Origin of the sequence: Vibrio hepatarius, assembly GCF_043642085.1 — a bacterium.
In the GTDB taxonomy this organism is placed as follows: domain Bacteria; phylum Pseudomonadota; class Gammaproteobacteria; order Enterobacterales; family Vibrionaceae; genus Vibrio; species Vibrio hepatarius_C.
Genome location: NZ_JBHZSA010000003.1, coordinates 631,619 through 655,175, shown reverse-complemented (window position 1 = coordinate 655,175; position 23,557 = coordinate 631,619). Strand labels below are relative to the sequence as shown.

Here is a 23,557-nt window from a genome sequence, read left to right as displayed (position 1 = left end):
GGCTTATTCAAGCGTTAAATGACATATACAAAGACGAATAGACACAGCCAAACGACATCAACAAAGTGCCAGTACCAACTGCCTGCTTGAAAGGCGAAATGCTCTTTTGGCGTAAAATGGTCTTTAGCAACTCTAGCCAGCAAGACAATCAAAATCGTCGTCCCCAGGAACACGTGCATGCCATGGAAACCCGTCAATAAAAAGAAGGTGTTGCCATAGACGCCTGATTGCAATGTAAGGCCTAAATCTTGATAAGCATGAGCGTACTCAACCCCTTGGTAATACAAAAAGAAACACGCTAGAACGATGGTGATTTCCAGCCAGACGATGAGCGCCATTCGCTTGTTCTTTTCTAGGCTAACGTGAGCAAAGTGCAGTGTGACTGACGACGCCAATAGTAACAGCGTATTGATCAGCGGAATCCCTTTCCAAGACATAGCCGTGGTCGTATCGCCTCCGGGAGTCAACGTTAGTGGCCACAATGCTTCAAAGGCTGGCCATAACACCTCATGCGTCATCTCATTATTACCAGCGCCTCCTAGCCAAGGCACCGAAATGATTCGCGCGTAAAATAAGGCACCAAAGAATGCGCCAAAGAACATAATCTCAGAGAAGATAAACCAACTCATTCCTTGGCGAAATGAGCGCGATATCTGAGCAGAATATTTGCCACTCATTGATTCGGTAATCACGTTACTAAACCAACCTGCGAACATATACAGCAAGAACAGAAAGCCAGATAACAAAATCAACTTACCGAAGACGCTCCCATCGCCTCCTTCTGCCATGTTCTGTACCGTCAGTCCGGCGCCGACTGCGATAAGGAATAAAGATACCGCGCCAACAATTGGCCAACTACTTTGAGCGGGAACGTAATAAGGCTGATGTTTAGAACTCATTGTGTTGCTCCTTGCATCACTTCCGTGGTGATAACCGGTGAAGTGTTCGCTATCTCTTGCGGAGCTGTCTTATTGGTAATGTCGTAAAGGGTGTAAGACAGCGTTAGCGTATGAATAGATTCGGGAATATCAGGCTCGATATAAAATATCAGAGGCATTTCAGCGTTTGCTTGTGCCTGCAATGGTTGCTGGTTGAAGCAAAAACATTCGATTTTATTAAAATAGGTCGCGCCTAAGCCGGGTGAAACCGATGGCACGGCTTGGCCAACAATCTCTTGGCTAGAAAGGTTTTTTGCCAAGTAAGCCGTTTGGATCACTTGGCCGGGATGAACATCCATTGAAGTCTGCACTGGCGTGAATGACCAAGGAATACCTTGATTATTGTGGGCCATGAATTCAACTCGAATCAGCCGAGAGGTATCAGGCTCCATACCTTGCGGTTGTAGAACCGATTCACTGTTGGTCTTGCCATTGATACCGAGCGCATCGCACATCACATCGTAAAGAGGCACAAGGGCGAAACCAAAACCAAACATAGCTAGCACCGCAACGCACAGTTTTAAGGTCAATTTATGATTTGATTTCGCTTGTCCTTCCATGGTCGCCACCTAGTCCACTTTTGGTGGCGTAGAGAAGGTATGATGAGGAGCTGGGCTCGGCACGGTCCACTCTAAACCTTCTGCTCTTTCCCAAGGTTTAGCAGACACTTTCTCACCGCCCTTGATGCATTTGATGACCAACCACAGGAAGATCAGCTGCGATAATCCAAAAGCAAAACCACCGATCGATACAATCTGGTTCACGTCAGCAAACTGAATAGCATAATCAGGTATTCGTCTTGGCATACCTGCCAGTCCTAAGAAATGCATTGGAAAGAACAACACATTGACTGAAATCACCGAGCACCAGAAGTGCCACAGGCTGAGTTTGTGGTCATACATATTTCCGGTCCATTTCGGTAGCCAGTAATACGCTGCCGCCATAATCGAGAACACCGCCCCCGACACCAGTACATAGTGGAAATGCGCCACAACAAAATAGGTATCATGGTATTGGAAATCCGCCGGAACAATCGCCAGCATCAAGCCAGAGAACCCACCTATGGTGAACAGAATAATAAAGGCGATGGCAAACAACATCGGTGTTTCAAACGTCATCGCCCCGCGCCACATGGTCGCCACCCAGTTAAACACTTTAACCCCAGTGGGCACGGCGATCAGCATGGTGCAGTACATAAAGAAGAGTTCAGCAAATACTGGCATCCCAGTAGTGAACATATGGTGAGCCCAGACTAAAAATGACAGCAATGCGATACTACAAGTTGCGTAAACCATCGAGTGGTAGCCAAAGAGCTTTTTGCCACTAAATGCTGGGAGAATCGCTGAAATGATACCAAACGATGGCAAAATCATGATGTACACTTCCGGGTGACCAAAGAACCAGAAGATATGCTGGAACATCACCGGATCACCACCACCTGCCGCATCGAAGAATGAAGTACCAAAATACTTGTCGGTTAACACCATAGTGACGGCCCCGGCGAGTACCGGCATCACGGCAATGAGTAAGAAAGCGGTAATAAGCCATGTCCAAACAAACATTGGCATTTTGAACCAAGTCATACCCGGTGCGCGCATATTAACGATGGTCACGATCACATTGATTGCACCCATGATCGAGCTGATCCCCATGATATGCACTGAGAAAACAAACAGGGCGGTACTGTCAGGTCCATAGGTAGTAGAAAGCGGTGCGTAGAAAGTCCAACCGAAATCTGGGCCACCACCTTCGGTAAATAACGATGCCAGTAAAATGGCAAAAGCAAACGGAAGAATCCAGAAGCTAAGGTTGTTCATCCGCGGCAACGCCATATCTGGCGCACCAATCATCATCGGGATCATCCAGTTGGCAAGTCCGGTAAAGGCTGGCATCACCGCACCAAACACCATAATCAAACCATGAACTGTGGTCATCTGATTAAAGAACTGTGGCTCGACAAGTTGTAAACCGGGCTGGAATAATTCCGCGCGAATGATCATTGCCATCGCACCACCAGTTAAAAACATGATGAAGCTAAACCATAGGTAAAGCGTCCCGATATCTTTATGGTTAGTGGAATAGAGCCAGCGCGTGATCCCTTTCGGCGGCTCATGGTGATCATGTTCATCCACCTCAGCCGCTATTGAACTGTTGGCGCGGGTAATATCAGCGTCGGTGACTGGTGCGGATTTGGTTTTATCTTCAACTACAGAATCAGGTTTGGACGTTTTCATTGTCCCTCCTTAGACGCCTTAAATTGGTTCACATCCGATGCTTGAACCATATCTCCGACACTATTTCCTAGACCGTTACGTTGGTAAGTCACTACCGCAGCAATCTCTTTTTCCGTCAATTGGTTTGCGAAGGCTTGCATCGCGGTTCCTGCTCGACCATTCACCACCACGTCGATATGTTCGTCGACACTGCCTGTCGCGACACTACTTCCGGTAATCGCCGGGAACGCCCCAGGAATCCCCGCGCCACTCACTTGGTGACAAACGGCGCATCGGTCGACATAGACTTTCTCACCGATGGCCATCAACTCATCCATCGACAAAGAGGCGGTCAGTGATGCGGCGGCCTCTTGCTTGGCTTGCTCTAGCTCGGCTTTCTTCGCCAATAGCCACTCGTCATACTCATTTTCTTCCATGGCATGCACTACTACCGGCATAAAGCCATGAGCACGACCACACAGCTCAGCACACTGCCCTCTGTACACGCCCGGCTTATCAATGCGTGTCCAAGCTTCGTTGATAAATCCAGGGATGGTATCTTTTTTAACCGCAAAATCTGGAACCCACCATGAGTGAATAACATCATCAGACGTCATCAAAAAACGCACTTTACGATTGATTGGCAACACCAGTGGGTTATCAACTTCGAGCAGGTAATGCGCGCCTTTTTCTTCAATACCGTCGATGGCTTTTTGGCTGGTCGCAAGCAGACTAAAGAATTCAACATCCTCACCGAAGTAGCTGTAATGCCACTTCCATTGAGAACCGGTGATTTTGACCGTCAGATCAGATTGGGAGGTATCTTCCATCGCCACCAAGGTTTTGGTCGCAGGTATGGCCATCAAGACTAAGATAATGATCGGGATGACAGTCCAGATGACTTCGACTTTGGTGCTTTCATGGAAATGAGCAGCGACCGCACCTTTCGATTTACGGTGGTGGTACATGGAATAGAACATCGCACCAAATACGATGACCGCAATGACGCAACAAATGTAAAAGATCAGCATATGAAGGTCATAGACCTTTTCGCTGATGTCGGTCACACCTTGCGTCATGTTGTAGGCGCTCTCTTCTGCAGCAACAGAAGCGGTAAAACCAACCAACAAGATACTACTCAATCGCCACAGTGAAACGGGTGAACTTTTCAAAAGACTTCTCCTATGCCAGAGTCATCAACCGTGATGCTAGTACTCATTCCCGCTTGGAGTGCCTAAATACGCAAGAAAGTACCAATCAGCCTTTGGACTTATTTATTTCCTTTCAAACAGCAAATTCAATGTAATTTGTTATATTTATGTTAATAAAACCTAGTTGGCGTTTTTAAATTGTGCAAGAAAGTCCAATTAGAAATGACAACTCAACTAACCAAGTAAGTTTTAGCGATTGCGCTCTCGCAAATGATAATCAATATCAATTAAAATCTAACAACTTTCTGTAATTAACATAGACTTAAGTTAAAAGCTGACTTGAGGCATGAAAAGGTAAAAACATCATGATGGAAAAAGTGACCCACTGGTTAGAAAAAGATCCCGACCCGCATACAAGAGAAGAGCTACAACACCTTATTGATGAAAAAGCATTTACTGAACTTGAAGATAGATTCAGCCAGCGGCTTGAGTTCGGTACTGCCGGGCTACGAGGCAAAGTAGGTTGTGGTCCAAATCGAATGAACCGATTGGTAATCCAAGAAACCGCAACAGGGCTTGGGCACTACCTGATTGAACAAGTGGACAACGCAAAGAATCGTGGTGTTGTGATTGGCTACGATGGCCGCACTGATTCAAAACAATTTGCTCATGACACCGCCTCAGTCCTCACTGCACTAGGTATCAAAGTATATTTAACTCACGCAGTTGCAGCGACACCGATCGTGGCATTTGGTGTTAACCACTTTAACGCGGCAGCAGCGGTTGTGGTGACAGCCAGCCACAACCCACCGGAATATAATGGCTTTAAGGTTTATTGGGAAAACGGCGCGCAGATTATCCCACCGCATGATTCAGGTATTGCCGCGGAAATCGATATTGCGGCGACCAAGCCTATCCCATTAATGGCGCTGGATGACGCAGAAAAACACGACTTACTTGTTTGGCTCAAAGATGACTATTACCAAACCTATCGCCAAACAATGAACAGCAACGCTCTGCTCACCAACCACAGTCAACCAGAGTCTATTGGGATCGCGTACACTGCAATGCATGGCGTAGGCGCAGATATAGCTGAAACTCTTCTTGCTGATGCTGGATTTACCCAAGTGTATAGCGTCAAAGAGCAAAGAGAGCCTGATGGCACCTTCCCAACCGTTAACTTCCCCAACCCAGAAGAAACGGGCGCAATGGACATGGTGATGGCCCTCGCTAAACAACACGGCGCCGAACTAGCATGTGCGAACGATCCCGACGCAGACCGTTTTGCTGTCGCAGTCCGTAAACCTGATGGTGACTACCAAATGCTCACTGGTGACCAAGTGGGTTCTTTGTTTGGCCATTACTTATTGTCGAAATCTGACGCAGCTAAATCGCTGGTTGGTAATACGATTGTTTCATCAACTCTGCTTAAGAAAATTGCGCAATCCCAAGGCGCTGAGTACTACCAAACTTTGACCGGCTTTAAATGGTTGACCAACATCGCGATGCAAAAGCAAACTGAGGATCGCGCGTTCTTATTCGCTTACGAGGAAGCGCTTGGTTATACCGTCGGTAATAAAGTCTGGGACAAAGATGGGTTGTCAGCTCTGGTCGCATTTGCGCAGCTGACCGCAGAGCTCAAGAGCCAAGGCAAAACCATTTGGGATCAACTCGAAGCACTCTATCGCCAACATGGTATGTACCTAAATGCGCAGCGCAGTATTGCCCTTGATCCTAAAGCGCCGCCAGTGGGTGACAAACTTCGAGCGAACCCGCCCACTATGATTGCAGGCAGTAAAGTTGTGGTCACCGAAGATCTCAAATCACTCACTCGTCAGCTTGCTGATGGCAGTAGTGAAAGCATCGACTTACCTGCCAGTGATGTATTGATCTACCATCTTTCTTGTGGTGCTCGCGTGATTGTTCGACCTTCAGGGACAGAGCCTAAGCTTAAGTGCTACTACGAAGTCATTGAGTCTTTCGATGAATCAGACACTTTTGAACATGTTCAAGATAAAGCGTCTGAGTCGATGGGCATGCTGATTTCTGAGCATCAACATAGCTTGATCTAACCCTCAGCAACGAATGCCCCTGCCACTGGGGCATTCAGCCAAATCCTACATTCCTCTGCTCAATAAATGTAATGCTTATCCAAAACAGTCAATTAATTGCTGCATATATGACCAATTAATGAGACTTTACAAGAAAATAACAATTCACCGACACAGAATTCATAAGAGTGAACTTTACTAATCAAGCATTGCTGATAACTATCAGTTTTTTATTGTTTTTTTTATTTTTGTTTAGGGACGATTATGAACAAATATATCGCAGAGTGTTTCGGCACATTTTGGCTGGTTCTCGGCGGCTGTGGTAGCGCTGTACTGGCTGCTGCATTTCCAGATGTCGGTATTGGCCTGCTAGGCGTTTCTTTCGCATTCGGTTTAACCGTTCTAACGATGGCTTACGCGATTGGCCACATTTCTGGCTGTCACTTAAACCCAGCAGTCAGTATCGGCCTATGGGCTGGCGGTCGCTTTGAAGCGAAAGAGCTAGTGCCTTACATCATCGCTCAAGTACTTGGTGGCGTAATCGCAGGCGGCGTTCTTTACGTGATTGCTAGCGGTCAAATGGGCTTTGACGTAGCAGCTTCAGGCTTTGCTTCAAATGGTTACGGTGAACATTCCCCAGGTCAGTACTCATTAACCGCAGCGTTAGTGACTGAAGTTGTAATGACAATGGCATTCTTGGTGATCATCTTAGGTGCAACAGATAAGCGCGCACCTCAAGGTTTTGCTCCAATTGCTATCGGCCTAGGTCTAACGCTTATTCACCTAATCAGTATTCCGGTAACAAATACTTCTGTAAACCCAGCACGTAGTACGGGTGTAGCAGTATTCGTTGGTGACTGGGCAGTATCTCAATTGTGGCTATTCTGGGTAGCGCCAATTATTGGTGCCCTACTTGGCGCGGTTGTTTATAAAGCGATGGCAGGTTCAGCTGAAGACTAACGCTTCAAATACTCCATGCAAACATAAAATCCCTACCATCTAAGTAGGGATTTTTTATGTCTAAATCAGTCAATCAGTTGCAACTCATGCAGTTTGGCATTGACATTATTCACCAAGTTTATCTGCGCCAGTTGCTTGTATCGAACCTATGCACCTAAAACAAAGGCGCCAGGTTACTAACCTAGCGCCTTATCTAAAGGTTCATTGAAATTAGCCCTATTTGCAGCCTATCAATGTGATTATAAGTGCTCTTTTAACGCGTCTTCTAGCTGAGCGTAAGGTACGTAACCCGGAATAACTTGCTCACCATAGATTAACGCTGGCGTGCCACGAAGGCCTAAAGCGTTAAACATCGTATAGTTGTTCTCAAGCTGCTTCTTAACCTCATCACTAACGTTTAGCTGATCGGTTGTTCCGGTTTTTTGCGCAATTTTCATCAGTGATGTCATATTGTGTACGCCCGGTTTGGCAATCAATAACTCATTAACTTGCTCAAACTTTTCTCGATCGTTTTTCCAAACATTAAGCGCATAAGCCGCTGAATTTAGAGAGTCAGTCCCTTCCTTCAATGGCACATAGAGGTTAACCACCTTGATATTAGGGTAGTTTTCAACCAGCTTTTCTAGTTCCGCATCCAGCTTCTTACAATATGGACAGCTAAAGTCAGTGACGTTAATCAAAGTAAAGTCACCGTTCTCAGCACCCATATAAGTATGACTAGGGTCGTTAAGGTACTTATCACTGCTTTCCAATAGCTGGCTAAACTGTTGTTGCTGCTTGATATACATACCTAGGCTTTCGTGCAAGGCATCGACTACCTGAGGGTTGCCTTCTAACATCTCAACTATTTCAGCAATCTTTTTGTCTTGGGGAGCCGCAAACGCAGGCAGTGAAATAAGCGAGCTGATAGCTAAGGCTAACGTAAGTTGTTTTAACATGAATTCTTTTCCTATTGATTTAACCAAAGACGAGCCAACAATCCGGGCGGAGTGGTAATGCCTGTAGTAACGAATTGGATTGTTCCATCTTTGACTATAAATATGGTTGGCGTGACAGTAATACCCCACTGTCTAAACAGCGATGAGTCTTCATCATTGATATTGGTAAATTGATATCCCTTTGCGGCCTTGAAAGCGTATACCCTAGCGGTCGAGCCGGAAGCTCCTGATACCGCTACCACTGGGTAATATTGGCTAACCCAGTCAACGGTCGGACTAACAAAGCGACAGACAGAGCACCACGTTGCCCAGAAGTAGACCACTACAGGTGATTCGTAGCTCATCGCTACCACATCTACCATTTCCCCGTTTTGGTCATAGCCGACAAGTTCTGGCGTGTTATCCATAGGCACATTCTGACTGCGATAAATATCAACCGCAGTCGTAATAACAATCGCTAGCAACAAGTAGAGAGACAGCTCTCTTGCCCAACGTAGTGCTTTGGTTTTCATTAGCTTCCCTCACCACTCGCCGCTTTCAACGCCGAGGTCACAGCATCTGATGTTAAGATCACAGGTAATGGAATGCCCTCTGGAGCATTTGGGCCGTAGACAATGTTAAACGGCACGCCAAAGCGCCCATTTTCCTTCAAATAAGCAGTGACCGCTCCATCAGGATGTGTCCAATCACCTTGAATAGGGACTACATTTGGATTCTTAAGTGCAGAGTAGACTGGGTCTTGTAAGATCACTCCAATCTTGTTTGCTTTACAGGTCACACACCAATCAGCTGTCACATCGACAAACACGGTTCTCCCTTGCTTAACCGCATTATCAATCGCTTGATTTGATAAAGGTTGCCAAGCAAGATCTTCTGGCAATGGCGTAGACCAATGATCCGCAGTCACACTGCCCAGAATTAACCCTCCAGCTAAAAGCCCTAAAGAGAGCGAGCCAGAAATCGCTAACGCTTTATTACCGTATACCTGTTTGATTCGCGCTAAGATCCATACGAATGCGATTACGACAATCACCACTATCCAGAAGATAGGCAAGTGATTAGCAAGAAGATAAACCAACCAGCCACTGGTGATAAGCATCATCACGCCAAACAGTAACTTGACCTTGTTCATCCACGCACCTGGCTTAGGTAGGTAAGAAGCCAAGCCTGGGAACAGCGCAACAATGATCCACGGCAGCGCCATACCAATGGCTAACGCAGTAAAAATCGCGATCATATCTAGCGCACTGGCCGCTAAAGCGAAAGCGACTGCTGTGCCTAAGAACGGAGCCGAACATGGCGTCGCCAATAGCGTTGCAAACATACCTTGTAGGTAGTGACCACCGTAAGAGTTATCACCTTTTGACGCGAGCCAAGTGTTGGTACCGGAAGAGAGTCGAATCTCAAACAAACCAAGCATGTTCGCACCAAACAACGCGGTCACCATCACCATAAAACCGATGAACCACGGGCTTTGGAATTGAATGCCCCAACCAATTGCACTTCCGGTGAGTTTCAAGATCAGGAGGAATGCAGCCAGTAACCAGAACGAGGTCAAAATACCGGCTGAAGACGCTAAGAACTGCAAACGAATCTTACGACGCTCAAGCCCTTGTGCTGCAATGACACCGCTGAGCTTCATACCTAACACTGGCAGCACACAAGGCATTACGTTAAGGATTAAGCCACCAAGCACAGCAAATCCAATCATTTCAAGTAAGCTAAGATCTGAAGTGACCGGCGATATGGCACCAACGGAAACCGGAGCAACCTGTTCGGCAATAAAGTCGGTATCTTTTATCGTCACATTAAGAGATTGATCACTTAGGTCGATGTCTCCAAGCCATGTCGATATATCAAACACCGCGGTGAGCACATCGCCGTCAATATTCATCAACGTTTGTACATAGCTATAATCGCTAATTGCTTCGTTAGTGCTATCAACAATTAACTCTGGTGATTGCCAACCCAGTGATTTGGTCAGTTTTACTTCAAGCTGGTTGGTCGTTTTATCCCACGTCGCTTGTTGACTGGTAACAAGCGGAGATGGCTTAGGCACTGCGCTAATCGCTTGAGCATGGACATACATCGCTTGCTCAGAAACCGTTAACTCATTGGGTGTAAACGACAGTGAAAGCGGATAGTCGGTCAATACACAAATCGTGGTGCACGATGACAACGTCAACTTCGCATCAATAAAGACAGGTTGATTAAAGTCGTCGACATGCAGCGTCATTGGGATAACAACATCGCCTTTATAGCCAAGGGTATTAATGCCCAGCAAACTATAATGCTCAGGATGAGGCCAGTGCCAGTCAACGTTGTTTAGATTAGTGGATTTATCCCAATTAATGCTTGGGGCAATGCCGCCCTCTCCCGGCGATCGCCAGTAGGTCTTCCAATCTCCTGAAAGGTCGACTTCTAAAAAGCCTTCAACGGTTTTGTTGGCAGGGTTCATTTGCCCGGTTAAAACAAACCGTGTTTTCACCGGAGGGTGATTAGGGTTGGTCAGCCAGCCCGTTTCAGTCTGAGCGAAAGACGCCACAGAAAATAACAGTGCACTCATCAGCAGCAACATACGCTGAGCGGCACGAAGTAAAGAATTCGATTGATTGTTCATTTATGTGTCCAAATACATCACCCAAAGCGGGTGAAAAAATAACAGATAGAGTAGTGCCCTAACAAAAAGTTAGTCGGAGCTATCGTTATTCTCTAAACACACAAAAAGTTAAATGCAGCCGGCGCCGAGGGACAATCGGCTCGGTAAATTGAGGAGTGGCGCTTCGCGTTAAAACAAACCATGCGACGACAATCAGAGCAACAACAAACATAGAGATGACGACATGCTCTAAGTTCACTTGCGCGCTGCTCAATAACTTTTCAGTCAAATCGCATTGTTCACCAATATCAGAAGGAGATTTAGAGATATGGGCGAGGTCAGCAAGAGCGGAATATTTAAACTCGCATACGGATTGCCAGCCTGCATTTTGCGACAAACAGATAGCAAAAACCCATCCGATAAGAATCAGAGTGATTTTCGCCGATTTAGTCGTAGCAAAGTGTTTGAGCAAAGTAATCAATCGCCAGTTAATAATGCCTGCGGATTATGACAAGCTAATAAGAAACATTGTTAGTGTATTGCAAGAATCGACCTACACAATTTTCTTTTGTAAGAAAACCTTATCGATATCTGATGTCGGAAAGTCGGTGTATCTACCCACTTCGATAAAACCAAGCTTCTTATAAAAATCAGGAGCTTGGAAGCTATACGTATCAAGATAAAGATCCGTTACGCCGAATTTGACCGCTTCTTTTTCTAATCGTTCCATCAGCATTGAGCCGATACCCGCATTACGCTTGCGATCATCAACCCACAGAAATTCAACAAACAAGGTATTGGTAAATATCTCACCAGTTAAGCCACCGATAAAATCCCCTGCGTCATCTTCGATATAGCAAGCCAAACTAGTCACATCTTCATCTGGAAAGTGCTTTAAGTTGAATGCTTTAAGCCCATTGTAGATGACATCTTTGATGTTCTTTGGCGGGTTGAGGGTAAACTGCACATTCATAATTACTCCCTTTACTTCCTATCCCTTAAGTACAAAAAAGCCAGCGAACGCTGGCTCAATTTAACTGTGTCAGGCTGAGTTAGCTCGCAAATGAGCTTAGCATCCAAAGGGCTAGAACGACAAATACCGCCCCCATAAATTTATGCTGATAAGTACGAAACTTTGCGTTTTCTAACAGAGGCTTACCTAAGGTTCCAACTAACGCAACCAATAAGAAATTGAACAGTAAGCCTAACACATTGAGCAACAAGCCTAGCGCCAGCATCTGCTCGCCTGAACTTGCGGCAATATTGCTCGATACAAATTGAGGCAAGAACATGACAAAGAATACCAGTGCTTTCGGGTTCAGTAGATTACTCACCAAAGCGCGCTGATAAAAGGTGGCGGCAACTTTACTGCTTCGGTCCATTTCAGGCGCATCGGCGGCACTTGCACGTAAACAGTCCCAACCCATCTTCAAAAGGTATGCACCACCAAGTAAGTGCAGAGCTTTCAGCGCAAGAGGGCTCATTGCGATAAGAGCAGAAACACCTAATGCAGCAAGTAAGGTTAAGATGATGCCCGACGTTGCGTTACCTAAACTAGCAAAAATACCCACTTTACGACCGTAGCTCATACTTGAGCTAGCAATCAATAACATATCAGGCCCCGGCAGCAAAAGGAGCGCGACGACTGCGGTGAGGTAGACCGGCAGCACAGAAAAATCAATCATCGTTATAATTTCACAGGAACAGGAAGGGGCAGGATTTTAGTTCAACAAAATGACAAAATCCATGATAAACAGTAAAAACAACATCACTAAATCGGTATATAAATCGATACGCATAATTAAAATCACTTCAGTAACATTGAGCAATTTTGTACAAAAATAACGGTTCGCTTTAAGCTAGACTGAACAGTCCACCGAGTAATGTGAAAAGCGCAAGGAGAGCTCATGACAAATCACGGTAAGAAAGAGTCTGCCAGCTTTCAGTTAGCGAATGAGCTAGGTGGGCTTGAATTGCTTGATGCGAAATACACCAATCAGAACTTTTCTCGCCATAGTCACGAAGGCTATACCATTGGGGTAATCGAAAAAGGGGCTCAGCGCTTTTATCGAACGGGTGGGAACCACATTGCTCCGCAAGATAGCATCATTCTGGTCAATGCAGACGAAGTGCATAATGGGCAGACGGCAAGCGAAGGAGGCTGGGAATACAAAGCCATGTACCCGTTACCCGAGCAGTTTGAAAAAATAACTGAAGGGCTTACCCCTGGGTCATCTATTCCTTACTTTCCGGAGCCTGTGGTCTATGACCCAGAACTTGCCCAACAGCTTCGACTAGTGTTCGATACGCTTGCGCAATCTGACAATAAACTGCTTAGAGAGACGTTAATCTACGGCGCACTCGTTAAGCTCGTCTCTCGCCATGGTAAAACCAAACTTGATTGGCAGCCAAAGGCTGGCAGTCAAAAGCAATTGCTATTGGTGAAAGAGTTTATTGATGATTTTCCTCAAGCTGATGTCAGTCTAGATGACCTATCTAAACTTGCAGGGCTGAGTCCGTATTATCTCACCCGAAGTTTTCAGCAAGCGTTTGGATTACCCCCTCACGCTTATCAGATCCAAGCAAGATTAAGAGTCGCCAAGCAGCTTCTTCGCAAGGGACTGACCATTTCCGACGTCGCGCAAGAATGTGGTTTTCACGATCAAAGCCATTTTCATCGACACTTCAAGCGTGCCATGGGCGTAACCCCTAAACAGTTCATTGGCACCTAAAGTCCAATAAAGACTAGGCAATAATGTACAAGCCCATACACGGGTTCCATGAGTAAATAGTGTGACCAATCACTAATCCAGAAAACAACCATGAGCACCATGACTATCGAATCCAATTTACCCTTAAGCCGCTCACAGCTCTTTTGGCAAGGCACGCTCGCGATGGTGCCATTAAGTGTCGCAGTCATTCCTTGGGGATTACTGGCGGGTTCTTTTGCCATAGAGTCAGGGCTAACCATTGTCGAGAGCCAAGCACTATCGGCGATTCTCTTCGCTGGCTCTGCACAATTAGTCGCCACGGGAATGTTCAAAGCGGGCGCGTCGCTTGCCACCATGTTACTTGCAATACTGTTTATTACTTCGCGTCATCTACTTTATAGCGTCTCCATGCGAGATCGCATCGCGCCACTACCGTTAAGATGGCGATTAGGGCTGGGCTTTCTGCTGACAGACGAACTGTTTGCCATATGCGGCCAACAATCAGAAAAACGGTTTAATCGTTGGTATGCATTAGGTGCGGGGTTGAGTTTCTATCTGTGTTGGAACATGGCGACCTTTGCCGGAATCGTTGCCGGCAGTTATATCCCAGCCCTCAATGAGCTAGGGCTAGAGTTTGCTGTAGCGGCAACCTTTATTGCGATTGTCGTGCCCAATGTAAAAACCTCTCCCACCCTGATAGCGGTCGCCGTTTCATTGGTGACATCTGTCTTTTGTTACGCTCAGGGGATTGAATCAGGATTAATGATAGCAAGCGTGGCTGGCATGTTAGCTGGCTACTGCGCGGAACAGTTAAAAGGAGGCCAATCATGATCATGTGGTCAATTCTAGCAATGACAGTATTGGTCTTTTTAAGCCGTTACCTGTTTCTTGAACCCAAGCTGCCTTTACGCTTAAATCCAGCTGCTCAAAGATTGCTGGCATACTCTAGTCCAGCGGTGCTCACGGCTATTTGGGCGCCGATCGTGTTTATGCCAGAAAAACAGCTATGGCTGGCACCATCAAACCCCTACCTAATTGGCGCGATCGCGGCAGCGCTGCTGGCTTGGAAAACCAAGAACGTTTTGCTCACTACGATTGTCAGCATGGTACTTTTTCTGTGCTTAAAACTGCTCTAGCCAAAGAGTGCAGCCAATAAAAAAAGTATTGTGGCCAATACTGCGATACTTTTAATCAACAAACCAAGATTGGTACTTCCACCTTTAGGCGCTTGATTACAACATCCCATTTTTCTGAGTCCTATGATTGATGCTTTATTTGAAGATAAGGCTTAACCATAGGGGAAGGTAAAGCGGGATTTACTGTGCGACCCACTCAATTTCAATCAGCGTGGTCTCGGCTAACTTCAAACGCGCTAAGAAAACATCATCGGTGTGTACTTCGCCGACACCTTGCGGTGTGCCAGTCATGATGATGTCACCATCACAAAGGGTGGTATAGGTTTTTAACTCATCTAAGATCGCTTGCGGTGGATACATCATCTGTTTCACCGAGCCTTTTTGTACTCGAACACAGTTAATGAACAGCTCGATTTCGAGTGACTCAATATCAATCCCATCGAGCGGGACAAAACGGCTAAATACCGCAGAGCCATCAAAGGCTTTTGCTCGCTCCCACGGTAACCCTTTCGATTTCAAGCTCGACTGAAGTTCACGTTTGGTTAGATCTAACCCTAAGCCGACGGCTGCGAGTTCGCCTTGTTTAACAATAAAACAGATCTCGCCTTCGTAGTGTAGGCGTTCATGATGGAAGGCATTTAACTGAGAGGAAATAGATGTCGGTGGTTTAGAAAACACCACCATTTGCTCAGGAATGGCATTATTCAGTTCTTGGATATGCTCTAGATAATTGCGGCCAACACAAACTATTTTTGTCGGCTTAACATGGGTATTTCCAAGTTTAACTGAAGTCATCTCACCATCCTTGATGTCATTGATAAAGTGCTCGTATTCTAATCGAACTAAACGTTAAAGTGTTGCTTTAGGGAATAAAATTAAGAGCTATGCCAACAATATTGATAGTTATCGCGACAAGATAAGCTTTGCTCTCTATATAGAAAAACGCCTACCCAAGTGTGGATAGGCGTCAACACGATTATTGTGTTAAGGCAGTAGAATCGTTGTTATAGGAAGTAACGTGCACCAATCGTCCATTTATCATCATCTGTAGAGACGTCATCTCCTAAATCAATCTGGTAGCCGGCAAAACCAACCAGTTTCGGTGTGAAGCTATATTCAGCTTGCAGCGCGCTTTGACTAAGCAGAGTTTGCTCGCTAGAAGATGACGTTGCTTTTGCATCAACATTTTCATAGTTCACACTTAGGTTAAGTCCGTTGCCTAGACCGTAAGCAAGCAAGGCTTCCGACTGCTCTGACTCATAATTACCAGCGTAGAAGTTTTCGTTATCACCATAAACAAGCGCTGCGTAAAGTCCATCTCCGTAACTGCCGTATTTTAGCGAAACAACGTGCGACTCTGCGTCAACATTATTTACTTCACCGCCGTTATAAACGTAGCCTAGAGATGCTCCCATCATCGAAAATGAAACCGCGATTTGACCACGCGCGTCATAAACGCCAGGGTAATCACCAGTAGTTTCAGTATGCTTGCCTTGCCAACCTAAGCCAAAGTTCAGTGACATATCATCACCAAAGGCGAGACCTTTACGGTAAGTGACCATCTTATCCCCACGACCTGTTGCTAGGTTGCCATGGTTGGTATAAAGAAAGTCATTGGCAAACGCAATTGGCATATCAGCCACGCCTGCGACGTCATAGTAAGGGGCCCACTGTGTACCCAACGCTAGACGACCCGCCTGATCATGCGTCATACCAATGTAACCAAGACGAGTTGTGAAGGACGTATCACCACCATCAAGGTATTTGATCGCCCATTCCCCTTTGGCATCGACTGTGATGCCGTTACCAACATCTTGTGTCCCTGACACATTCAGTCGAGGAGATACTTGGTGGACTTCGACTTCGTCACTGGAATATTCACCGATGCCGACATCGACATAACCACCAAGAGAAATTGTTGAACCTTCGCTGTTGTAGATTTCGGCTGCGAAAGCGTTTGTACCACATGCTGTTGCCGCGATGGTTGCGGCTAATAATTTAGTATTCATTTTTAATGTCCGTATTTGGTTTAACCCATGTTCGAATTAGCCAGTAAAGACTAAAAACTGCACGAACAACTAAAACGTAGTACGGAAACAAGAAAAATGAAGTGCAACCAAGTGCTTATTAATGGTTATTTCGCAAAATAACCCAATCAGCAAAAATATCAGTACTTTTTAACCATATGAATTACCTATGATTTTTAAAGCGATATTTACACCAAAAATAATAAGTGACACATGTCACGTTTTTATTATTTTATGGGAACTTTCCTAGAATATGAGTCGCAATAAATCAATATTACGACTCAATATTCCACATTTTTCATACCTTATTGAGCGTTAACCGCTTTAATAAACACTTGCTGAGCATCATCAATTTTTAATGCTTTTGCTTCTTCAAGTAGAGCCAAAGCTTTGTCTAAATCATTCGATTTCACGGCAGCAGTGATCGCGTTGTGATAATAGGTTTGTGTCTCAGGCTGAATAACTTCTGGCGTTGGTGCTAATGACGGCTTAAGTGGTGCATCATCGGTTGTTGGCCTAGAGAGTGAAAACAAGCTGACACGATCAATTGACACTTCTATTTTACCCACCAATGCGTTTGGTACAGGGATGTCTTTGACTTCAGGTAAATAGTTACCGCGACCTTCTGCATCCAATCGAGCTGGGTGGATGACATTAGTAAACTTGCCTAATTCAGAATCATCACTGTAAACCACTAAATATACCGACTCGGTACCCGTCGGCGGGAAAAAGTCGAATTCAGCGACTAGGCGATTACCTAAATTTAGGCGGGGTTTCTCATAAACAAATTGGGTCTTATCGTAGGTTTCTAGCACCTTGCCTGATTTATCGACGATAACAGCTCGTGGAGAGAATGCCGTGTCACCAATCTGACTGGTAATTTCAATCGAAAACTCACCGCGGTTTGCTGGCAGCTCGAAAACCGCAACCGGGCTATCAATTCCTAAACCTTTAAAACGTTGAGAATTGTCAGTGACCTCTACCGTAGCGGAGCTTGGCAGCTTCATTGCGACAGATTGTAAATTGGAAATAGAGCTAACTTGCTCAGCTTGAGATAGCTGAACATGTTCAGGAGTCGGGGCAGTTTGGCAAGCAGTTAATGCAACACAGCTGCTAAGAACGAGGGCACGTAAATACATAGTTTGTCCTTTTGTTATTTTGCTAAGAACTCGAAGGGAGGCTAGCTTGTAGCAATCAAACCCTACCAGCAAATACTTAGGAAAATAGCCGGCACATTAGAGCCGGCTAATAAATTATGGACTAGACGATTAGGACAGTAATCCGTCTATTACCACCAAGCTTCAACCTGAATACCTACTACGTACTCAGAATCTTCACCAGTGCCAAATGCATCGTCATTTTCAGTATCAGTAATGTATGAACCGTACACGCGTAGTTCAGGACGAGCCCAGAAGCTGTCACCCATTGCCCATGCTTGAGCAACAGTCAGTTTTGTATTACCGAAGTCTTCTTTCTCTACACCGTTTTCCGCAATCTTCTCGCCTGCGTTATAACCCGCTTCAAAGACAGTGCGCATTGTATCATTCCATTTGTACATTGGACGAACAACAACTGAGTACTGGTCGATATCAAGTTTTTGACCTGTGATGTTGCCATCTTTGTCAGTGCCACCGATATCAGAACCTGCTAGATACGCTAGCTGATGACCCATTTCCCAACTTTCACCAAGGTTCATTACACCCCAGTTAATAATACGGAAACCAGTCGCGTCGTTATGTGCGCCCGAACGGTCGTAGTAAGTGCCTGCACCCCAGAAGTTAGCAGCTTGAACACCGTAACCCGCTGTACCATATTGGAATACAGTTTGGTTAAAGCCATTACTCATACCTTGGTGGACAACTGCTGTAGCAAGAACACCATCGTCACCGTCGTAGTTCTTATCATCTTTTTCTGTCGCGAAGTTGTACGCAAGTGCTAGTTCTAGTGAAGCGTCAGACCATAGGCCGATGTTTGCTAGACGCGCATCAAAGATGTAACCTGCGCCATTGTCATCTTCACCATCTTGAATTAGAGCTAAAGATAGCTTTTGATCACCAATTGATAGGTTCTCAATACCACCACCAGTACCTGACGTATTTAGGTAGTAGAAGTCAGTGATGTGGATGTCTTTACGTTGGTAGTAAGTCTTACCCGCCCACATTGTTGCGTCTGTATCAGCAGCAATCAATCCTTTTGCTTTAACAGCGAACTGAGCAACGTTGAAATCGCCATCTTCCCAGCCGCTTGCACCGCTATTGCCCTGTGCAATCATAGACTCTACGCGCCAAGTTTGCTCACCTGTTTTCAGCTCTTCAGCAAAGCCAAACTCATAGTAGTTGTCGTTTTCATTACCAAGACGACCAACACCAGCTTTGTTGACTGCCAGATCAGACTCACCATTACCACTAATGCCAGTACCAGCACGGAAGTAGCCATTAAAATCCACTGCGAATGCTGAACCTGCAGCTAGAGTCGCAGCCACTGCAGCAGCAATTACACTTACTTTTTTCATTATTAACTCCATTTAGAGATTTTTATTTTTCGCTCTCTTTTCGGTCCATTCTGTAAGGCAGTAACAGAGTGTTGCTAAAGAGAGGTAAGGCGGGACTAGGGCTCATGACTTAGTCCCTCTCTGTTTCAACTGCAGCAAGATTAACTGGGGAGTAGAAAAACCAACTCATCCAGATGAGAAATAATTTAGGGGGATGAGAAGGGATGAGAAAACTTACAGAACGATATTTTTACGCACTAAATCACAATAATAGGGGTGAGTTCGAACGCCAGAGGAAAATTAGTTAGCTCAAAATGCCAAGTAGCTCACTATTTATATAAATAACATCAAATTAGTGAAACAAAATTACAGTTATTCTTTTTTAGAATGGTGCTTGACCTACTGTTAGCAAACCTATTAACTAAAGCTAAAGTAATAAATTTAATTATTAGTAAGCCATAATGATGCAGTGCTCTCGTCCGTACCCTTTGGGTGCCACACCAGATAGTCATGGGTGTAACTTTTCCATATTCGCTCCAAAGGCTAAGAACATCCAACTCGCTATTTTTGACGATAGCGGAGAATTCCAAACCTTCACATTAGAGCAAGAATACGCAGGCGTTCGGTTCACCTATTTACCGAATATTAAAGCTGGCCAGAAATACGCTTATGTTGTTGAGGAAAACGGTAAGCCACTCCTCATTGCCGACCCTTATGCCAAAGCACTAGAAAAACCGCTTCACTACATTCTCCCTTTTGACAGTGAAGCCAGCTTTACCTTGGCAAAATGCGTCGTGGTAGATGATAGTTTTGATTGGCAAGGAGTAGAGAAGCCGAACCGCCCTCGTGAAGAGATGGTCTTATTTGAGACTCACGTAAAAGGCATTTCAAAGCGCAACCCAGAAGTCCCGGCACAAGAACAAGGGTGCTACCTTGGCCTTGTTAGCCCTGCAATGCTTGAGTTCTACAAACAGCAGAACATCAATACACTACAGTTGTTGCCTGTTGCGGCGTGTATGCATGAGCCTCACCTACTTAAAATGGACAAGGTAAACTACTGGGGCTACAACCCTTACCTCTTTATGGTGCCAGATCCAAGGTATGCCGAAAAAGATGCGGTCAGCGAGCTAAAAACCGCGATTCGCGAGCTCCACCGTCACGGTATCGAAGTTATTTTCGACGTCGTCTACAACCACACTGCGGAGGGAGGTGCTGATGGACCTACCTTCAACTTAAAAGCATTAGACGATCATTACTACATTAAACATGGTGAGCATTACGCTAACTATACTGGCTGTGGTAATACGGTTGATCTTTCATATCAACCTTCACTAAACCTCGTGATGGATACACTTCGCTACTGGGTTAACGAGTATCAAGTCGACGGCTTCCGTTTTGATTTAGCGGCGACTCTAGGCCGACATGGTGAGCACTTTAGTCCTGAGTCCGCGTTCTTCAAAGCCGTGGCGCAAGATCCGGTTTTACGTGAAGTGAAGCTAATTGCTGAACCTTGGGATATCGGCCCAAATGGCTATCAAGTGGGTAACTTCCCGTTTGGCTGGAACGAGTGTAATGACCGTTTACGCGATATAACACGGAGTTTCTGGCGTGGCGATCAAGGCTTCCTAAAAGAGTTTGCGACTCGAATAATGGGTTCTCGCGATCTCTATAGCGCAGCAAATTGGCCTTATAAGCTTACCGTCAACTACATCACTTACCATGACGGCTTCTGCATGCAAGATTTGGTTTCTTACAAGCATAAACATAACGAAGCAAACGGTGAACAAAACCGCGATGGCCACGGCGACAATCGGTCAGATAACTATGGTGTAGAAGGAGCAACGGAAAACCCAACTGTTTTGGAAAAGCGTGAAAAGCAGAAACGTAATTTTATGGCGAGTCTACTTTTTGCTTTTGGTATTCCACATATCTTGACTGCCGATGTCCTTTCTCACAGTCAGCAAGGTAATAACAACGCCTACTGCCAAGACAATGAACTCAGCTGGTTAGACTGGTCTAATTCAGAATCGAAAGATACGTTTAAAGCTTGGTTAGCCGAGATGGTCAAAGCCCGACAAGAGTTTATGGTGCCATTTATTCGCGCGTTCAGTGGCGAAAGTCGTAATAACAACCGTATCTTCTGGCGCAGAATTGATGGTAGCTTCATGGAGCATGACGACTGGAATCGATTAAGCTCTGTCGCCCTGCACTTAGGGATTGGTAGGCACGGTAATGAGCTGTTTTACTGCATCAACCAGACTAACGCTCCTGCTCGTTTCACTCTACCTGACTCAGAAGGTAAAGAGTGGACAATGATTTGTAATACCGATGATCACGAACTGCATAAAACCATCGACAACAAACAAGTTCTTGTTGCCCCATCTTCATTGGCGATCTTTTTCGCCAACGCCTAACTTCACAAAATTGAGTGATATGGTGACATATCACTCAATTTATGAATAAAGAAAGCCCATTCGCTAGATTAATATGCATTGATGTGCTTGCGAGATCCGTTTACTATACGGCGCATAATTACAATACTTTCTAATCAATCAGTTGGCACACAATGGCTTTACCCAAGTTTCTTATTCGCACGCTCAGGCCGTATATCATACTGCTCGTAATAGGAATGATTTACGCAGCCTATCAACAGCTCAATAAATCAGAACACATCGCTTATCAGCAATCCTATTCCAATCTCAAAACCGGTTCTGAGCTTATCTTTTCCCAAGTTGAAGCGGCTTCAAGTAAACTCTACTTATTGGACGACACGTCTTCAGTCTCTGAGTTCGACTCCATCGCCAAACGGATATTGAAACACACGCCCACATACAGTGACATTATCTATGTCAATCGTGAAACTAACCAATATCGTTCTGCACTACTCAACTCTACTGATGCTGAAAAAAATCCTGATATTACTTGGCGCCCTCTCGACGGTATCGCTGAGCACTTAGCCGTCTCATCCATCTATCAAAAAACACCCAAAGAGTGGGTATTCGCGGTCAAATACACCCAAGACAACGCTAACGAAATTTGGTTGGAGTTCGACTTAAAGTACACCACACAAAGTTTACGTGGACTACGTACATTGAATGAGGGTTACGTTTTCGTCGTGGATAGCACCACAGGCAGACTCGCCTTCCACCCGGATCCTAACCGAATAGGCACTCCTTCAGTGAGTTACCACGCCGGGATCAGTGAACAAATCAACCACGGTTTGTTGTTTGGCAAGTATGAGTACTACTACAAAGGTCAGTTCAAGATGTCTGTCTACGACGGTGACAATCCATACAAGTGGGTGTTCATCTCCGGCACAGATCGCTCAGACATTCTCTCTTCTTCTTACCAGTTCTCATTGACTGCCATCGTGATTGCGTCACTGCTGTTTTTAGCGATTGTCATCAACTACTTAACCTATCAGCTAAACACCGGTTTGGCCGAACTTAACAACAAAGAAGAGCTGGTCGACTTTAAGCACAACTTAAGAGAGATCTTAGATCGCTTCTGCCACCACAAAGGCGTCCAGGTCTGCTTCTATGATGCTGATTACGGACACTTCACTACCGTCGATTATCATGGAAACACTAATATAATCCTCAGAGATCGAGACTTTGTTAAGCACTTTTCGCCAAGTTCACTTAGCTACACGGGTAAGCGATACGCCGATCCTTTAGCGAAAAAGCTGCAGATTAACTCGCGTCACTACACCATTCCGCTGTTTGATAAAGAGAGTCTGATTGGGGTGATCTACATGAAAGCCACCTTTCCGACCTATCGCAGTATTTTGCGTATGATCCGAGATTACTCCGAGGTCGCCCTCACCAATTTACTGCTGCACAAAAAGCTGCGCAGTAAAGATGTCATGACCCACTTAGACAACAAACTCACGCTGAGAGAAAAGCTTGATAAACACATCGATAAAGAAGATGTTTACTTAGCCATCGTCGATATTGATCACTTCAAACGTGTGAACGATGGCTTAGGTCATTTGGTTGGCGATCAGGTGATCATCCACACTGCTGATTTAATGAAGAAGTGCTTTCCAAAACCCAACTCATTGAGTGTGGCACGCTTTGGCGGAGAAGAGTTCTGTGTGCTGTTTAGAGCAAATGATGAAAATGATGCGTATGAACAATGCGAAATGTTTAGGCACTTAGTCGAGCAATCAAAGCTTATTTGTGATGATGTTCCTGTGCAATACACTGTCAGTATTGGTATTACGCTCAACCGAGACAGCCAACACATCTCGATTGGTCGAGCGGATAAAGCGCTTTATCAAGCTAAGGGGCTAGGTCGAAACCAAGTGGTGTTAAATACCTTCCAAGCGTAAAAAATTAAG

21 protein-coding genes are annotated in these 23,557 nt (G+C 45.3%); 7 read left to right on the top strand and 14 right to left on the bottom strand.

Annotated features, from left to right (window positions below; translation table 11 throughout):
* Positions 1-14: 14 nt before the first annotated feature.
* Genes ACHUFZ_RS09095 through coxB form a run of 4 tightly spaced genes read right to left on the bottom strand, consistent with a single transcriptional unit; the run spans position 15 to position 4,293 of the window.
* Positions 15-899, bottom strand: coding sequence for a cytochrome c oxidase subunit 3 (locus ACHUFZ_RS09095; protein ID WP_394126892.1), 885 nt, complete (start codon positions 897-899; stop codon positions 15-17).
* Positions 896-1,498 (bottom strand): cytochrome c oxidase assembly protein, encoded by a 603-nt coding sequence (locus tag ACHUFZ_RS09090; RefSeq protein ID WP_394126891.1) that lies wholly within the window; start codon positions 1,496-1,498, stop codon positions 896-898. Before ACHUFZ_RS09090 ends, ACHUFZ_RS09095 begins: the two co-directional genes overlap by 4 nt.
* 9 nt (positions 1,499-1,507) lie before the next feature.
* Positions 1,508-3,172 carry a cytochrome c oxidase subunit I gene (gene ctaD / locus ACHUFZ_RS09085; protein WP_394126890.1) on the bottom strand — a complete coding sequence of 555 codons (1,665 nt, stop codon included), beginning with the start codon at positions 3,170-3,172 and terminating at the stop codon, positions 1,508-1,510.
* Complete coding sequence (gene coxB, locus ACHUFZ_RS09080; protein WP_463596524.1) at positions 3,169-4,293, bottom strand: cytochrome c oxidase subunit II; 1,125 nt, start codon at positions 4,291-4,293, stop codon at positions 3,169-3,171. The genes ctaD and coxB overlap by 4 nt, the downstream gene beginning before the upstream one ends.
* A 374-nt stretch (positions 4,294-4,667) precedes the next feature.
* Here coxB and ACHUFZ_RS09075 point away from each other — a divergent pair, with 374 nt between their 5' ends.
* Positions 4,668-6,374, top strand: coding sequence for a phospho-sugar mutase (locus ACHUFZ_RS09075; protein WP_394126889.1), 1,707 nt, complete (start codon positions 4,668-4,670; stop codon positions 6,372-6,374).
* Positions 6,375-6,617: 243 nt separating this feature from the next.
* Entirely contained in the window at positions 6,618-7,313 is a 696-nt protein-coding gene (gene aqpZ / locus ACHUFZ_RS09070; RefSeq protein WP_394126888.1) for an aquaporin Z, read from the top strand.
* Positions 7,314-7,552: 239 nt separating this feature from the next.
* Here the strand turns inward: aqpZ and ACHUFZ_RS09065 are convergent, their stop codons facing one another.
* The 6 genes from ACHUFZ_RS09065 to ACHUFZ_RS09040 all read right to left on the bottom strand — a co-directional run bounded on the left by ACHUFZ_RS09065 (position 7,553) and on the right by ACHUFZ_RS09040 (position 12,535).
* Positions 7,553-8,251: a DsbA family protein gene (locus ACHUFZ_RS09065; RefSeq protein ID WP_394126887.1), complete on the bottom strand. Its 699-nt coding sequence runs from the start codon at positions 8,249-8,251 to the stop codon at positions 7,553-7,555.
* Between the two features lie 11 nt (positions 8,252-8,262).
* Positions 8,263-8,763 (bottom strand): protein disulfide oxidoreductase, encoded by a 501-nt coding sequence (locus ACHUFZ_RS09060; protein ID WP_394126886.1) that lies wholly within the window; start codon positions 8,761-8,763, stop codon positions 8,263-8,265.
* The gene (locus tag ACHUFZ_RS09055) at positions 8,763-10,871 is read right to left on the bottom strand and encodes a protein-disulfide reductase DsbD family protein (protein WP_394126885.1); all 2,109 of its coding nucleotides are present in this window, start codon (positions 10,869-10,871) and stop codon (positions 8,763-8,765) included. Before ACHUFZ_RS09055 ends, ACHUFZ_RS09060 begins: the two co-directional genes overlap by 1 nt.
* An 85-nt stretch (positions 10,872-10,956) precedes the next feature.
* Positions 10,957-11,322, bottom strand: a complete 366-nt coding sequence (locus tag ACHUFZ_RS09050; RefSeq protein WP_394126884.1) for a hypothetical protein — start codon at positions 11,320-11,322, stop codon at positions 10,957-10,959.
* An 81-nt stretch (positions 11,323-11,403) separates the two neighbouring features.
* Positions 11,404-11,823 (bottom strand): GNAT family N-acetyltransferase, encoded by a 420-nt coding sequence (locus ACHUFZ_RS09045; protein WP_394126883.1) that lies wholly within the window; start codon positions 11,821-11,823, stop codon positions 11,404-11,406.
* 79 nt (positions 11,824-11,902) lie between these two features.
* Positions 11,903-12,535, bottom strand: coding sequence for a LysE family translocator (locus ACHUFZ_RS09040; RefSeq protein ID WP_394126882.1), 633 nt, complete (start codon positions 12,533-12,535; stop codon positions 11,903-11,905).
* Positions 12,536-12,757: 222 nt separating this feature from the next.
* On the opposite strand from ACHUFZ_RS09040, the gene ACHUFZ_RS09035 reads away from it, so the two are divergent.
* From ACHUFZ_RS09035 to ACHUFZ_RS09025, 3 genes are all read left to right on the top strand, one after another.
* Positions 12,758-13,582, top strand: a complete 825-nt coding sequence (locus tag ACHUFZ_RS09035) for an AraC family transcriptional regulator (protein WP_394126881.1) — start codon at positions 12,758-12,760, stop codon at positions 13,580-13,582.
* A 90-nt stretch (positions 13,583-13,672) separates the two neighbouring features.
* Complete coding sequence (locus ACHUFZ_RS09030) at positions 13,673-14,392, top strand: AzlC family ABC transporter permease (protein ID WP_394126880.1); 720 nt, start codon at positions 13,673-13,675, stop codon at positions 14,390-14,392.
* Positions 14,389-14,697, top strand: coding sequence for an AzlD domain-containing protein (locus ACHUFZ_RS09025; RefSeq protein WP_134836607.1), 309 nt, complete (start codon positions 14,389-14,391; stop codon positions 14,695-14,697). The genes ACHUFZ_RS09030 and ACHUFZ_RS09025 overlap by 4 nt, the downstream gene beginning before the upstream one ends.
* Positions 14,698-14,877: 180 nt before the next feature.
* Here the strand turns inward: ACHUFZ_RS09025 and ACHUFZ_RS09020 are convergent, their stop codons facing one another.
* The 4 genes from ACHUFZ_RS09020 to lamB form a co-directional block, all read right to left on the bottom strand.
* Positions 14,878-15,492 (bottom strand): fumarylacetoacetate hydrolase family protein, encoded by a 615-nt coding sequence (locus tag ACHUFZ_RS09020; RefSeq protein ID WP_394126879.1) that lies wholly within the window; start codon positions 15,490-15,492, stop codon positions 14,878-14,880.
* A gap of 209 nt (positions 15,493-15,701) precedes the next feature.
* The gene (locus ACHUFZ_RS09015) at positions 15,702-16,706 is read right to left on the bottom strand and encodes a porin (RefSeq protein ID WP_394126878.1); all 1,005 of its coding nucleotides are present in this window, start codon (positions 16,704-16,706) and stop codon (positions 15,702-15,704) included.
* 323 nt (positions 16,707-17,029) lie between these two features.
* Entirely contained in the window at positions 17,030-17,863 is an 834-nt protein-coding gene (locus ACHUFZ_RS09010; protein ID WP_394126877.1) for a MalM family protein, read from the bottom strand.
* A gap of 149 nt (positions 17,864-18,012) precedes the next feature.
* Complete coding sequence (lamB, locus tag ACHUFZ_RS09005; protein WP_394126876.1) at positions 18,013-19,236, bottom strand: maltoporin LamB; 1,224 nt, start codon at positions 19,234-19,236, stop codon at positions 18,013-18,015.
* Positions 19,237-19,679: 443 nt separating this feature from the next.
* On the opposite strand from lamB, the gene glgX reads away from it, so the two are divergent.
* Positions 19,680-21,629, top strand: coding sequence for a glycogen debranching protein GlgX (gene glgX, locus ACHUFZ_RS09000; RefSeq protein ID WP_394126928.1), 1,950 nt, complete (start codon positions 19,680-19,682; stop codon positions 21,627-21,629).
* A gap of 215 nt (positions 21,630-21,844) precedes the next feature.
* Positions 21,845-23,548 (top strand): sensor domain-containing diguanylate cyclase, encoded by a 1,704-nt coding sequence (locus tag ACHUFZ_RS08995; protein WP_394126875.1) that lies wholly within the window; start codon positions 21,845-21,847, stop codon positions 23,546-23,548.
* Positions 23,549-23,557 lie beyond the last annotated feature (9 nt).

What these genes read in the sequence shown, in the direction of transcription:
- ACHUFZ_RS09095 (WP_394126892.1), bottom strand. Translation starts at nt 899, where the DNA reads ATGAGTTCTAAACATCAGCCTTATTACGTTCCCGCTCAAAGTAGTTGG.
- ACHUFZ_RS09090 (WP_394126891.1), bottom strand. Translation starts at nt 1,498, where the DNA reads ATGGAAGGACAAGCGAAATCAAATCATAAATTGACCTTAAAACTGTGC.
- ctaD (WP_394126890.1), bottom strand. Translation starts at nt 3,172, where the DNA reads ATGAAAACGTCCAAACCTGATTCTGTAGTTGAAGATAAAACCAAATCC.
- ACHUFZ_RS09075 (WP_394126889.1), top strand. Translation starts at nt 4,668, where the DNA reads ATGATGGAAAAAGTGACCCACTGGTTAGAAAAAGATCCCGACCCGCAT.
- aqpZ (WP_394126888.1), top strand. Translation starts at nt 6,618, where the DNA reads ATGAACAAATATATCGCAGAGTGTTTCGGCACATTTTGGCTGGTTCTC.
- ACHUFZ_RS09065 (WP_394126887.1), bottom strand. Translation starts at nt 8,251, where the DNA reads ATGTTAAAACAACTTACGTTAGCCTTAGCTATCAGCTCGCTTATTTCA.
- ACHUFZ_RS09060 (WP_394126886.1), bottom strand. Translation starts at nt 8,763, where the DNA reads ATGAAAACCAAAGCACTACGTTGGGCAAGAGAGCTGTCTCTCTACTTG.
- ACHUFZ_RS09055 (WP_394126885.1), bottom strand. Translation starts at nt 10,871, where the DNA reads ATGAACAATCAATCGAATTCTTTACTTCGTGCCGCTCAGCGTATGTTG.
- ACHUFZ_RS09045 (WP_394126883.1), bottom strand. Translation starts at nt 11,823, where the DNA reads ATGAATGTGCAGTTTACCCTCAACCCGCCAAAGAACATCAAAGATGTC.
- ACHUFZ_RS09040 (WP_394126882.1), bottom strand. Translation starts at nt 12,535, where the DNA reads ATGATTGATTTTTCTGTGCTGCCGGTCTACCTCACCGCAGTCGTCGCG.
- ACHUFZ_RS09035 (WP_394126881.1), top strand. Translation starts at nt 12,758, where the DNA reads ATGACAAATCACGGTAAGAAAGAGTCTGCCAGCTTTCAGTTAGCGAAT.
- ACHUFZ_RS09030 (WP_394126880.1), top strand. Translation starts at nt 13,673, where the DNA reads ATGAGCACCATGACTATCGAATCCAATTTACCCTTAAGCCGCTCACAG.
- ACHUFZ_RS09025 (WP_134836607.1), top strand. Translation starts at nt 14,389, where the DNA reads ATGATCATGTGGTCAATTCTAGCAATGACAGTATTGGTCTTTTTAAGC.
- ACHUFZ_RS09020 (WP_394126879.1), bottom strand. Translation starts at nt 15,492, where the DNA reads ATGACTTCAGTTAAACTTGGAAATACCCATGTTAAGCCGACAAAAATA.
- ACHUFZ_RS09015 (WP_394126878.1), bottom strand. Translation starts at nt 16,706, where the DNA reads ATGAATACTAAATTATTAGCCGCAACCATCGCGGCAACAGCATGTGGT.
- ACHUFZ_RS09010 (WP_394126877.1), bottom strand. Translation starts at nt 17,863, where the DNA reads ATGTATTTACGTGCCCTCGTTCTTAGCAGCTGTGTTGCATTAACTGCT.
- lamB (WP_394126876.1), bottom strand. Translation starts at nt 19,236, where the DNA reads ATGAAAAAAGTAAGTGTAATTGCTGCTGCAGTGGCTGCGACTCTAGCT.
- glgX (WP_394126928.1), top strand. Translation starts at nt 19,680, where the DNA reads ATGCAGTGCTCTCGTCCGTACCCTTTGGGTGCCACACCAGATAGTCAT.
- ACHUFZ_RS08995 (WP_394126875.1), top strand. Translation starts at nt 21,845, where the DNA reads ATGATTTACGCAGCCTATCAACAGCTCAATAAATCAGAACACATCGCT.